Source organism: Paraburkholderia franconis, assembly GCF_009362735.1.
GTDB lineage: Bacteria > Pseudomonadota > Gammaproteobacteria > Burkholderiales > Burkholderiaceae > Paraburkholderia > Paraburkholderia franconis.
Window position 1 is genome coordinate 20,115 of the sequence record NZ_WHNP01000052.1, and the last position, 12,362, is coordinate 32,476.

Here is a 12,362-nt window from a genome sequence, read left to right on the forward strand (position 1 = left end):
CCTTGTCGGTTATTCACTGACCACGTAGGTATAAAAACGGATGCGACCGTCTTCGCGTTCCTGGAACACGCCCTGAACTTCGTAATTGAAGCCGGGAAACCGATTGAAGGATTCCTGGAACGCCATGAAGTAATCCAGCATCGGTTGGGCACGGTCATCCCAACGCTCGCCGGGGAGCACGACACCGATTCCTGGCGGATAGATGAGCGCCAGAGTCGCGGAGACGCGGTTTTTGACACGATCGAGCGGCACGTACTCGACCCGGTTTGCGACGAGCGCCTCATACGCTTCTTCCGGCGACATTGCGAGTTCCGGGAAGCTCGACGCGCGGAAGCACAACCGCTGCAAATTCTTGACGTTCGCTTCTCGATAGAAGTTGTGCATCTCGTTGCACACGCGCCGCAGCGTGTAGCCCTCGTAGCGTTCGCTGTGAGCGGCGCAGAGCGTGGGCAGTACTTCGGGCAACGAGGCATCGCGATCCCACAGGTTCTTGAACTTGACGAGACGTGCTATCAGCGTATTGAGCTTGCTTTCGTCTTCTGCCGGTGTCATCAGAAAGAGAATGCTGTTCAGGTCGCACTTTTCGGGGACGATTCCTTCTTCGCGCAGGTAGTTCGCCACGACCGTCGCGGGCACGCCGAAACTCAGATATTCGCCTGTGCTCCGGTCGATCCCGGGCGTCAGCAGATTCAGCTTGTTCGGATCGGCCATCACGTAGCCGTCGGCGTAGCCCGTATAGCCGTGCCAGGTTGCTTCCGGGCGGAATTCCCAGCACTGCTGCTCGCGCTTGATGACGTTGATCGGAATGTCTTCCCACGCGACATTCGATGCATCCGCGATGAAATTCGAATTGCTGATATCGACGACGTCGGGAACGAAAGGATCGAAGAACCACTGTTCCTGTGCGGTCTTGCCTGTCTCCTCATAGTGGCGGGCGAACTGGCGGAATTTCTTGCGCGCTTCGATGCCAAGCTCGATACAGCTGTCCCACAGCACTTCGCCCGCTTTTCCTTCGTGCACCTTTGCGTTGACGTCGAGCGACGCGAACAGCGGATAGAAAGGCGACGTGCTTGCATGAATGAGGAACGACTCGTTGAAGCGCTTGTGCTCGATGTAGCGCTGTTGCCCCCGGATATGCTCGTCTCGCTTGTGAACCTGCGACGCCTGCGAAAAGCCGGCTCCCTGCTTATGTACGGACTGGGTCGAAAAGAGGCCGGGCATTTCCGGTGTCAGATCTTTCAGGCGCATCGGGCTGTGATCGTCGAACAGCGGATGGAACGCGTTGTAACCGATCCACGCCTCATCCCACAGCACGTAGTCGCATAGATGACCGATCTTCTCGAGCACTTTGCGCACGTTGTAGATCGTCCCGTCGTAAGTCGCGAGCTGAATGCACGCGAGCCGGAATGGGCGTTCCGCCTGGCTGCGTTCCGGGTCCTTGACCAGCGGGTTGTTACGGATCTGCTCGCGCAGGTAGTCTTCGTTCCAGGCTTCCCAGTCGACAGCACCGATCATCCCGAACGCGTTGCGCGAAGTCGGCAGGAAGACGGGAATCGCGCCGGCCTGAACGAGAGCGCCCTGATGCAGCGACTTGTGATTGTTGCGGTCGAACAGAACGAGATCGCCGCGCTTGAGAACGGCGCCCGTCACGATCTTGTTGGATGTACTGGTTCCATTGAGAACGAAGTACGTCTGGTCCGCGCCGAACACTTCGGCGGCGTGACGCTGCGCTTCTGCGGCGGCACCTTCGTGTATCAACAGATCGCCGAGATCGACATCGGCATTGCACAGATCATTGCGAAAGATGCTTTCGCCGAAATGCTTAAAGAACAACTGCCCAGCCGGCGACTTCCGGTAGAACTGTCCGCCCTGATGGCCCGGACAGTCGAATGCGATATTGGCTTCGGCATCGTACGCAACGAGTCCGCCGAAGAACGGCGGCAGCAGGCTCAAGCCGTATTTGACGAGGCTCGCCATGACCTGCTTGGCGTAGAAGGCGGGCGTTTGCTGTCCGAGGTAGATATAGCCGTCGACTTCGCCGAGTCCCGCTGTCACCGCGAGATCCGACAGATGGTGCGAGTTTGCGAGCGCCCAGAGCGGCGTCCTGAAGCCTAGCGAGCGCACGGAAGCGGCGAGTGTCCGCGCCGCTTCCAGGCGGGCGCCGTCGATCAGGACGATGTAGGCGCCGACGTCGGCATCTTCATTGACGTCGCGTGCGAAGCTATCCGTCACTTCGACGCGGAAGTGCTCCGCCGTGATCTGCTCCAACAGCTCGCTGGTCTGCGCGTCATTTCGGTCCACGATCGCGACTACCTTCAGAAACTTGTGGAAGGGAATCGGGATGGTGGGCGCCTTCAAAGGGCGAGGGACCATGGTCACTCCTTCTTCAACCGGCTTCGCGAATCCGCTTGATTTGTCGCTCATGCGCCGGACGTCAGCGGAAATCGGGCGCAGGCATCTGTACCGCGAACTTTCGGCAATGCAATTTTTCGTTCAGATCGACAAGTAACGGGAAGGCAGAACGCACAACCGGGGGCTACCGAGGTTTCCGGGTGTCAGTGGTCATCGGGCAGAAGGCGGCATGGCGATACCTTGCCGCGGGTCTCTCTCGGCTATTCCTGTAGCTCGAAAGCGGGGCCGCCAGAGGCGCGTCGATATAGTCGTCGTAGGTGCTAGGTATATAGTTGGCGAGCTTATCGCTTATTGCAAATTTTTTTGTCAGAACGAGAACCTGGCATAGCCAATAAAGAAGACCCCATTCGTATTCGCATTCGTTGAATATCGCTGCCTCATCAAGTAACGATGTCTGGTCATTCATTTTTTAGAAAATATCCCGCGTATATTTTCAATTGCTGTCGTGCTATTCGATGTTCGCAATAGCTGATATGCGGTTCACGTGGAATCTTGAACAATGCGGTTTTATCAACCAGAATGATCTGCAGATGACGTGCCGGTTTTTTCACAGAGCATGTCCAGGACGCGCTTTCGCTTTCGTTCATTGCCTGATAAGAGTCCGCGTGTGTCGAGATGCAGCCGCATAAATAAAATCCTGGCCGCACGTCAGTCCACGCGTGTTGCAGGGCGGCAGATCGAAGCCGCGTGACGCCCTCGCGAGTGCGATGACTTTCTGTCAATGAACACGCGCAAACCGTCTTTCGCCTGAAGGCAGTAAGTCGATAAGCGGGCTTCCGTTGCAATCGGCAAGCCGCGACGCGCTGGTTCGCACATAGGAGACAGCGATGAATACAGAGGTCACCACGCTCGGAGCCTACTCCGAGGTTGGCAAGCTGCGCATGGTCATGGTTTCTGCGCCCGGACTGGCGCATCAACGCTTGACGCCAAGCAATTGCGACGAGCTGTTGTTCGACGACGTCATCTGGGTGAGCCAGGCCAAGCGGGATCACTTCGACTTTGTAACGAAGATGCGCGAGCGCGGGGTAGAAGTTCTCGACGTGCACAACCTCCTGACGCAGACGCTGGACAATCCCGAAGCGCGTAAATGGATACTCGACCGAAGGGTCTCCGACGACAGCGTCGGCGTAGGGTTGAGCAACGAAGTGCGCGCGTGGATGAACGAACTGGAATCGCGCAAGCTTGCCGAATTTCTGATCGGCGGCGTCTCGCTCGACGACATTCCCGGCAGCGATGCGCCCGTCGTCAAGCTCTTTCGTGATTATCTGGATTACTCCAGCTTCCTGCTCGCGCCGTTGCCGAACATGGTCTTTACGCGCGACACAACCTGCTGGATCTACGGCGGCGTGACGCTCAATCCGATGTATTGGCCTGCGAGGCGGCAAGAGACGCTGCTCGAAGCCGCGATCTACAGGTTTCACCCGACGTTCGCCAACGCCGACTTCGAGACCTGGTACGGCGATCCCGACAAGGACCATGGTGCATCGACGCTGGAAGGCGGCGACGTCATGCCGGTCGGCAAGGGGACAGTGTTGATCGGCATGGGCGAACGCACATCGCGGCAGGCAATCGGCCAGGTCGCGCGGGCGCTGTTCGACAAAGGCGCGGCTGAACAGGTGCTGGTCGCGGGTATGCCGAAGTCGCGCGCAGCCATGCATCTCGACACGGTGTTCAGTTTCTGCGACCGCGATCTTGTGACGATATTTCCGGAAGTGGTCGGGAAGATCATTACGTTCACGATCAGGCCCGACGACAAGAGTGCCTATGGCATGAGCATCCAGCGCGAAGACAAGCCCTTCGTCAAGGCGGTGGGCGATGCGTTGGGGCTGAAGGAACTGCGCGTCGTCGAAACGGGAGGAAACCAGTTCGCGGCGGAACGCGAGCAATGGGACGACGGCAACAACATGGTGTGCATCGAGCCCGGCGTCGTCGTCGGCTACGACCGCAATACGTTCACCAACACGCTGCTGCGCAAGGCGGGCATCGAAGTGATCACGATCGCGGCCAGTGAGCTTGGACGCGGCCGCGGCGGCGGGCATTGCATGACGTGCCCGATTGCGCGCGATCCCGTTGATTACTGAAGCGTTTGCCCGTGTCGAGCCAACGCTCAGTCACCCGATCGATGGAGACAACTCATGGCTTTCAATCTGCGAAACCGTAGTCTTCTCAGCCTCATGCATCACAGCGGCCGCGAGCTGCGCTATCTGCTCGATCTGTCGCGCGATCTCAAGCGCGCGAAGTACGCAGGCACCGAGCAGCAGCATTTGGAGCGCAAGAACATTGCATTGATCTTCGAAAAGACATCCACTCGAACGCGCTGTGCATTCGAAGTGGCCGCGCACGATCAGGGCGCGCACGTCACCTATATCGATCCGACATCGTCACAAATCGGACACAAGGAGAGCATGAAGGATACGGCGCGCGTGCTCGGCCGCATGTTCGACGCGATCGAGTACCGGGGATTCAGCCAGGAAATCGTCGAGGAACTGGCGCGCTACGCATCCGTGCCCGTCTTCAACGGATTGACGGACGAATATCATCCGACGCAGATGCTCGCCGACGTGCTGACGATGCGCGAGTACTCCGACAAGCCGCTGCATGAGATCAGCTATGCGTATCTCGGCGACGCGCGCAACAACATGGGCAACTCGCTATTGCTGATCGGCGCAAAGCTCGGCATGGACGTGCGCGTGGCGGCGCCGAAGTCTCTATGGCCGCATGAGGAGCACATTGATGCATGCCAGCAATTCGCAAAGGAAAGCGGCGCGCGCGTTACGCTCACCGAAGATCCGAAAGAAGCGGTGAAAATGGTCGATTTCATTCACACCGACGTGTGGGTGTCGATGGGCGAGCCGGTCGAAGCCTGGGACGAAAGGATCAAGGCACTGCTGCCGTATCAGGTGAACCGCGCGCTGATCGAGTCGACAGGCAACCCGAGAACCCGCTTCATGCATTGTCTGCCCGCCTTTCACAACTGCGAGACCAAGGTCGGCCAGCAGATCGCGGAGCGTTATCCAGATCTTGCGAGCGGGATCGAAGTGACGGATGACGTGTTCGAGTCGGATTACAACATCGCATTCGAGCAGGCAGAGAACCGGATGCATACGATCAAGGCCATCCTCGTTTCGACTCTGGCCGATATCTGAGCGTATCCGTTTCGCCCCATGTTCGTCGCCGTGCGGCGCAAGCGTGCCGCACGGCCAGGCATTCCGCAGGAGGATCGCATCATGCGCCTCGTCATCGCACTGGGCGGCAATGCGCTGTTGCAGCGCGGCCAGCCCATGACGGAGAGCCAGCAGCGCGAGAACGTCAAGATTGCCGCCACGCAGATCGCCAGTGTGGCAACGGGCAATGAGATCGTTATCGCGCATGGCAATGGTCCGCAGGTCGGCTTGCTTGCGCTGCAAAGCGCGGCCTACAAGGACGTATCGCCGTATCCGCTCGATGTGCTCGGTGCGCAGACGGAAGGGATGATCGGCTATCTGATCGAACAGGAGCTGGGTAATCTGCTGCCGTTCGAAGTCCCGTTTGCGACGATCCTGACCCAGGTCGAAGTAGATCTCGCGGACCCGGCGTTCCAGCATCCGAGCAAGCCCATCGGTCCCGTGTACTCGAAGGAAGAGGCTCAGAAGCTTGCGGATGAAAAAGGCTGGAGCATCGCGGAGGATGGCGACAAGTATCGCCGCGTGGTCGCGAGTCCGCGGCCGCAGCGCATCTTCGAAATCCGTCCGGTGAAATGGCTGCTGGAGAAGGGCACCATTGTCATCTGCGCGGGCGGCGGCGGCATCCCGACGTGCTACGACGAGAACCGCAAGCTGCGTGGCGTGGAAGCCGTGATCGACAAGGATCTGTGCTCCGCGCTGCTCGCACAGGAACTCGAGGCGGACGTGCTCATCATCGCGACCGACGTCAACGCAGCCTACGTCGATTGGGGCAAGCCGACGCAAAAAGGCATTGCCCAGGCGCATCCGGACGAACTCGAAAAGCTGGGCTTTGCGTCGGGGTCGATGGGGCCCAAAGTCCAGGCCGCCATCGAGTTTGCGCGCAAGACGGGCAAAGATGCCGTGATCGGCGCGCTTCGCGATATCGTCGCGATCACGCAAGGCACGGCGGGTACGCGGATCAGCGTGCGCGAGCCTGGGATCGAGTTCTACCCGCTCGCGTAACGCGGTCGGCGGTGTTTGCTTGCACCCATGCGACCCGCACGCCGATCCGTCATTTGGCCTGGCTGGCGCGCCAGTCGCGCGGCGTCATCTGGAAGTTCGCGACGAACCAGTTCGTGAACGATCCCTGCTGCGCGTAACCCAGAAGTGACGCGACGCGTCCGATCGGATAGCGCGGGTTGCTCATGTAGCGCACGGCAAGCTCGCGCCGCACTTCCTCGACCTGATCCGAGAAGCTGGTACCGGATGATTTCAGCTGACGTTGCAGCGTGCGCACGCTCACGCGCAAATGGCGGGCGACCAGTTCGACGGTGGCCTGTTCGAGGGGCAACAGCAGATAGATCGCCTTGCGCACTTCCAGCGCGGCCGAGTCCGGACCTGTCGCGTTGAGGGGAGCGGCCAGGCTCTCGGCGTAGCGCACGAGTTCGGGGTCCGCTGCGGGATTGGGGTAGTCGAGATCGGCGGTGGCGCACACGAACCCGTTGAAGTCGCTGCCGAACTCCAGCGGACAGCCAAAGAATCGCCGATGAAACGTCAGGTCTGCATGTGCGGCGTGAGTGAAATGGACAGCGCGAGGTTTCCAGAACTGGCCGAGCAACGCGCTCGAGTGGCGCGCGAGGACGCCGAGCGCAAGTTCGATCGCCTGCGTGGTCGGCGTGCCCGGCGCGACGACGAGTTCCTCGCGGATCGTAACCGTTTCGCCTGTCGTTTCGACGTAGATGGCCAGGGCTTCGTTGAGCAGATGCCGGTATTCGGCTGCGGCCAGCAACACCTCGCGCAATGTGCGTTTGTGCGCGAGCAGCACGTTGATCACGCCGGTGCCGAATTTCTGCCGGGTTTCGGCCATCTGCAATGCGAACGTCGGGCACGACGCCTTGTTTGCCGTGAGTTCCAGCAGCCGGCAGCAGGCGGCGGCGGGCACGCGGTCGTTCGGATTGGCAAGCGCGGCGGGATCGATTCCGGCCTGCTGCGCGAGCTCTACGGGGTTCAGTCCGAGCCGCCGCGTCACTTCGAAATAGCCGTTCATGGCGATCGACCCGAGCATCGTTTCCATTGTTCTTTCTCCGCAATCTCCAACGGGCTGCGCCTCGCCTTTCAGCGATGCTCACTGCGGGCCTACTAAGTGTTAACACGCAGTGGCACGGATCGCTAAAAGGATGGCGCCTGATCATAAAAGTCTAGCGCGTGGATGCCGTATTGTGCGAGCACGACGATTCGAGATGTTCCGTTTTCACGCGATCCCGCGGCATCGGTACGTCATTCATATCTGGAGGAAAACATGCAGTTTCTCGACGATTCGCTGCACCCTGAGAATCAGGACAAGGTAGTCATCACCACCGCGCCGTACGGCCCGGAATGGATGCCCGAAGACTTTCCGGAAGACATCCCGGTGACGATGGACGAGCAGATCCAGAAGGCTGTCGACTGCTATAACGCGGGCGCCACGGTACTCCATCTGCATGTGCGCGAACTGGACGGCAAGGGTTCGAAGCGCCTGTCGAAGTTCAACGAACTGATCGCGGGCGTGCGCGCGGCCGTGCCCGACATGATCATCCAGGTCGGCGGCTCGATTTCGTTTGCACCGGAAGACGAAGGCCAGGCCGCGAAGTGGCTGTCCGACGACACGCGTCACATGCTGGCCGATCTCGACCCGGCGCCGGATCAGGTGACGGTCGCGATCAACACGACGCAGATGAACATCATGGAGCTGCTCTATCCGGAGTACCTGGAGGGCACCTCGCTGTCCAATCCCGCGTTCATGTCCGCGTACAGCGAAATGACGGTGCCGGCAGGCCCGGCATGGGTCGAGGAGCATCTGCGCCGCCTGCAGGCCGCGGGCATCCAGCCGCACTTCCAGCTCACGGGCATTCACGCGCTCGAAACGCTTGAGCGCCTCGTGCGCAAGGGCGTCTACAAGGGGCCGCTGAACCTGACGTGGATCGGCATCGGCGGCGGCTTCGACGGCCCGAACCCGTTCAACTTCTTCAACTTCGTGCATCGCGCGCCGGATGGCTGCACGCTCACGGCCGAATCGCTGCTCAAGAACGTGCTGCCGTTCAACATGATGGCGATGTCGATGGGCCTGCATCCGCGTTGCGGCATCGAAGACACGATCATCGACCAGCACGGCAAGCGCTTTACGTCGGTGCAGCAGATCGAGCAGTGCGTGCGCGTCGCGCGTGAGCTCGGCCGCGAGATTGCCAGCGGCAAGGAAGCGCGCGACATTTACCGCATCGGCGTGCAGTATGAGACCGTCGACGAGACGCTCGCCGCCAACGGCATGGCGCCGAACCGCCAGACGGGCGTGAGGAACCTGCCGCTGCGCGCAGCGTGACAGATGGAAGCCCGGCCGACGCATCAACGGATGCCGGGCTTCGAAGGCAGGACTCCCCGGTACGCGCCGGGGAGCATGAGGACATATCCATAGTCGGCCGCTTTGCCCTGCTAACAGGGACGCAAGGACGGCCGACATAGAGGCGGACGGGAAGGAGACAAATCATGCTCATGCAGCATGCCGAGCCCACGACGGGCGACGTTACGACAACAAAAACTGATGTACGCGCGTATGCGTGGGTGGTATTTGCGCTGACGGTCGGGTTGCTGCTCTCCGACTACATGTCGCGGCAGGTGTTGAATGCCGTGTTTCCGCTGCTCAAGGTTACGTGGAATCTTTCCGACGCGCGGCTGGGTTCGCTGAGCAGCGTGGTTGCACTGATGGTCGGCGTGCTCACGTTTCCGCTGTCGGTGCTCGCGGACCGCTGGGGCCGCGTGAAAAGCATCGTCCTGATGGCGGCGATGTGGAGTCTCGCGACGCTGGGCTGTGCGATCTCGACGAACTACGGCGAGATGCTGCTTGCGCGCGCCTTCGTCGGCATCGGCGAAGCGGCGTACGGCAGCGTCGGAATCGCCGTCGTGCTCAGCATCTTTCCGGCGCGGCTGCGCTCCACGCTCACGGGCACCTTCATGGCGGGCGGCGCGTTTGGTTCGGTGCTGGGCATGGCCGCCGGCGGCGCGGTCGCGGCTCATCTCGGCTGGCGCGCGGCGTTCGGCGCGATGGCAGTCATGGGGATCGTGCTGGTCGTGTGCTACCGGTTCGTCGTCACCGAAAAGCGTCTTGCGCCGCTGCAGCCTGCAAGCGCGAACCGGCAGGCAGAAGGGCCCGGCGTGCGCATGAGCTTCCGCGCGCTGATGAAGGGACTCTTCTCGACGAAGTCCGTCGTGTGCGCTTATGTCGGCAGCGGCATTCATCTGCTCGTTCCCGCCGCCATCTGGGCGTGGATGCCGAGCTTCCTGAACCGCTACTACGGCATGGCGACAGGCAAGGCGGCCATGAGCGCGGCGCTGTTCGTGCTGTTGACGGGCTTGGGCATGGTGGTGTGCGGCAACCTGGCCGACCGGCTCAGCAAGAATGTGCGCGAAAGAAAATGGCTCGCCGCGATCGCGTTCTGCCTCGCGTGCTTCACGCTGCTCGCGATTGGCTTCCACATGCCTGCGGGTCCGTTGCAGCTCGTCGTGATCGGCATTGGCATGTTCTTCTGCGCAGGTGCAAGCGGCCCTTCGGGCGCGATGGTGGCGAACCTCACTCCGCCGTCGATTCACGCATCGGCGTTTGCGACCCTCACGCTCGCGAACAACCTGCTGGGTCTCGCGCCCGCTGCCGTGCTGACGGGAATGGTCGCGGACCGGATCGGGCTGCTCGGCGCGTTGCAACTCGTTCCGTTCGCACCTCTTGTCGCGGCCATCGCATTCTTTATCGGCAAACGGAATTACGCAGGCGACCTGGACCGCCTGAACGCCCTGCGCGAGCAGGCGATGCGCTGACGATAGCGCTCGACGCGCGCAACGGCGGCGCGCTTTCAACGCGGCAGCCTGAAGTTGCGCGCGACAGATGAAACGAAACGGACTTTGCAGTTCGAGTAATGGATAGGAGATTCAACATGGCAAAAGCAGTGCGCTTCCACGAAACGGGCGGTCCCGAAGTCTTGCGCTACGAGGACGTCGAAGTGGGCGATCCCGGCCCCGGACAGGTCCGCCTGCGCCATGAGGCAGTGGGCCTCAATTTCGCGGACACCTACTTCCGCAGCGGTCTTTACCCGGTCCCGCTGCCCGCGGGGATGGGCGTGGAGGCTGCGGGCGTGGTCGAAGCCATCGGCCCCGATGTGACGAACGTCGCAGTGGGCGATCGCGTGACCTACACCGGCTTTATCAACACGCTCGGCGCGTACAGCACCGAACGCCTGATTCCGGCCGCTCCGCTCATCAAGCTGCCCGATGCGATTTCGTGCGAGACGGCTGCTGGCATGACGATGCGCGGGCTGACTTCGGCGTATCTGATGCGCCGCATTTACGACTTCAAGGCGGGCGACACCATCCTGTTGCATGCAGCCGCCGGCGGTGTCGGCCTGATCGTGTCGCAATGGGCGAAGCTGCTCGGCCTCACGGTGATCGGCACGGTTTCCACGGAAGCCAAGGGCGAAGTGGCCCGCGCGCATGGTTGCGACCACATCGTCTACTACAGCCGTGAAGACGTCGCGAAGCGCGTGCGCGAACTGACGGGCGGCGTCGGTGTGAACGTGGTGTTCGACAGCGTCGGCAAGGACACCTTCGAGGCCTCGCTCGATTCGCTCAAGCGTCGCGGTTTGATGGTCTGCGTCGGCACGGCGTCCGGCCCGATCCCGCCGTTCAATCCGCAGATGCTGGCGATGAAGGGCTCGCTCTATCTGACGCGTCCGGCGCTCGCGGACTATATCGCTGACCCCGCCGAGAAGAACGATCTTGCCGGCGAGATCTTCGGGCACATCGCGGCGGGACGCATCAGGATCGAGCTGAACCAGCGTTACGCGCTCGAAGATGCGGCGCAAGCCCATCGCGACCTGGAAACGCGCAAGACGACGGGCTCGTCGGTCTTCGTCATCTGAGGAAACAGTCATGCGAATCGAACAACTGACATGCTCGATCGGCGCGGAACTGGTCGGCGTGAATCTCGCCGATGCCATCCACGACGATGCGCTGTTCGCCGAAATCCGCGCCGCGCTGCTGAAGCATCGGGTGCTGTTCCTGCGCGACCAGGACATCACGCGCACCGAGCATGTGGCGTTTGCGCGCCGCTTCGGCGAACTGGAAGATCATCCCGTCGCGGGCAGCGATCCGGAGCATCCGGGCCTCGTGCGCATCTACAAGAACCCGGATCAGCCGAATGACCGCTACGAAAACGCGTGGCATGCGGACGCCACCTGGCGCGAAGCGCCGCAGTTCGGCGCGGTTCTGCGCTGTGTGGAGTGTCCGCCCGTCGGCGGCGATACGATGTGGGCGAACATGGTCCTCGCATACGAGAACCTGCCGGATCACATCAAGAGCCAGATCGCGGAACTTCGCGCCCGCCACAGCATCGAGGCGAGCTTCGGCGCCGCCATGCCGATCGAAAAGCGCCTCGCGCTGAAGGAGCAGTTTCCGGACGCGGAGCACCCCGTCGTGCGCACGCATCCCGAGACGGGCGAGAAGCTGCTGTTCGTGAGCGCCTTCACCACCCATATCACCAACTATCACACGCCGGCGCGCGTGCGCTTCGGGCAGGACGCGAATCCGGGCGCAGGCGACCTGCTGCGCTATCTGATCAGCCAGGCCTACATCCCCGAGTACCAGGTGCGCTGGCGCTGGCAGAAGAACAGCATCGCGATCTGGGACAACCGCAGCACGCAGCACTATGCGGTGATGGATTACGCGCCGTGCCATCGCAAGATGGAACGCGCCGGCATTATCGGCGACAAGCCGTACTGATTGCGCAGG

The 12,362-nt window shown here is 61.4% G+C and carries 9 protein-coding genes; 7 read left to right on the plus strand and 2 right to left on the minus strand.

Annotation, left to right across the window (positions count from 1 at the left end; translation table 11 throughout):
- Positions 1–9: 9 nt before the first annotated feature.
- A complete protein-coding gene (gene speC, locus GCT13_RS34675) occupies positions 10–2,373 on the minus strand; it encodes an ornithine decarboxylase (RefSeq protein ID WP_152766111.1) in 2,364 nt (787 codons plus the stop codon).
- A gap of 866 nt (positions 2,374–3,239) precedes the next feature.
- Here speC and arcA point away from each other — a divergent pair.
- The 3 genes from arcA (at position 3,240) to arcC (ending at position 6,578) form a co-directional block, all read left to right on the plus strand.
- Positions 3,240–4,493: an arginine deiminase gene (arcA, locus tag GCT13_RS34680; RefSeq protein WP_152766113.1), complete on the plus strand. Its 1,254-nt coding sequence runs from the start codon at positions 3,240–3,242 to the stop codon at positions 4,491–4,493.
- Positions 4,494–4,547: 54 nt separating this feature from the next.
- Positions 4,548–5,558 carry an ornithine carbamoyltransferase gene (locus GCT13_RS34685; RefSeq protein ID WP_152766115.1) on the plus strand — a complete coding sequence of 337 codons (1,011 nt, stop codon included), beginning with the start codon at positions 4,548–4,550 and terminating at the stop codon, positions 5,556–5,558.
- Positions 5,559–5,639: 81 nt separating this feature from the next.
- Positions 5,640–6,578, plus strand: a complete 939-nt coding sequence (arcC, locus tag GCT13_RS34690; protein WP_152766118.1) for a carbamate kinase — start codon at positions 5,640–5,642, stop codon at positions 6,576–6,578.
- Positions 6,579–6,627: 49 nt separating this feature from the next.
- Here the strand turns inward: arcC and GCT13_RS34695 are convergent, their stop codons facing one another.
- Positions 6,628–7,629 carry an AraC family transcriptional regulator gene (locus GCT13_RS34695; RefSeq protein WP_152766120.1) on the minus strand — a complete coding sequence of 334 codons (1,002 nt, stop codon included), beginning with the start codon at positions 7,627–7,629 and terminating at the stop codon, positions 6,628–6,630.
- Positions 7,630–7,854: 225 nt separating this feature from the next.
- Here GCT13_RS34695 and GCT13_RS34700 point away from each other — a divergent pair, with 225 nt between their 5' ends.
- The 4 genes from GCT13_RS34700 to GCT13_RS34715 all read left to right on the plus strand — a co-directional run bounded on the left by GCT13_RS34700 (position 7,855) and on the right by GCT13_RS34715 (position 12,353).
- Positions 7,855–8,910, plus strand: a complete 1,056-nt coding sequence (locus GCT13_RS34700; RefSeq protein ID WP_152766122.1) for a BKACE family enzyme — start codon at positions 7,855–7,857, stop codon at positions 8,908–8,910.
- A 164-nt stretch (positions 8,911–9,074) separates the two neighbouring features.
- On the plus strand, positions 9,075–10,397 hold the full coding sequence (locus GCT13_RS34705) for an MFS transporter (protein ID WP_152766124.1): 1,323 nt from the start codon (positions 9,075–9,077) through the stop codon (positions 10,395–10,397).
- Between the two features lie 116 nt (positions 10,398–10,513).
- A complete protein-coding gene (locus GCT13_RS34710) occupies positions 10,514–11,494 on the plus strand; it encodes a quinone oxidoreductase family protein (protein WP_090873278.1) in 981 nt (326 codons plus the stop codon).
- 10 nt (positions 11,495–11,504) lie between these two features.
- On the plus strand, positions 11,505–12,353 hold the full coding sequence (locus GCT13_RS34715) for a TauD/TfdA dioxygenase family protein (RefSeq protein WP_152766126.1): 849 nt from the start codon (positions 11,505–11,507) through the stop codon (positions 12,351–12,353).
- Positions 12,354–12,362 lie beyond the last annotated feature (9 nt).

Coding starts and splice junctions, on each gene's coding strand:
- speC (WP_152766111.1), bottom strand. CDS start 2,373: ATGGTCCCTCGCCCTTTGAAGGCGCCCACCATCCCGATTCCCTTCCAC.
- arcA (WP_152766113.1), top strand. CDS start 3,240: ATGAATACAGAGGTCACCACGCTCGGAGCCTACTCCGAGGTTGGCAAG.
- GCT13_RS34685 (WP_152766115.1), top strand. CDS start 4,548: ATGGCTTTCAATCTGCGAAACCGTAGTCTTCTCAGCCTCATGCATCAC.
- arcC (WP_152766118.1), top strand. CDS start 5,640: ATGCGCCTCGTCATCGCACTGGGCGGCAATGCGCTGTTGCAGCGCGGC.
- GCT13_RS34695 (WP_152766120.1), bottom strand. CDS start 7,629: ATGGAAACGATGCTCGGGTCGATCGCCATGAACGGCTATTTCGAAGTG.
- GCT13_RS34700 (WP_152766122.1), top strand. CDS start 7,855: ATGCAGTTTCTCGACGATTCGCTGCACCCTGAGAATCAGGACAAGGTA.
- GCT13_RS34705 (WP_152766124.1), top strand. CDS start 9,075: ATGCTCATGCAGCATGCCGAGCCCACGACGGGCGACGTTACGACAACA.
- GCT13_RS34710 (WP_090873278.1), top strand. CDS start 10,514: ATGGCAAAAGCAGTGCGCTTCCACGAAACGGGCGGTCCCGAAGTCTTG.
- GCT13_RS34715 (WP_152766126.1), top strand. CDS start 11,505: ATGCGAATCGAACAACTGACATGCTCGATCGGCGCGGAACTGGTCGGC.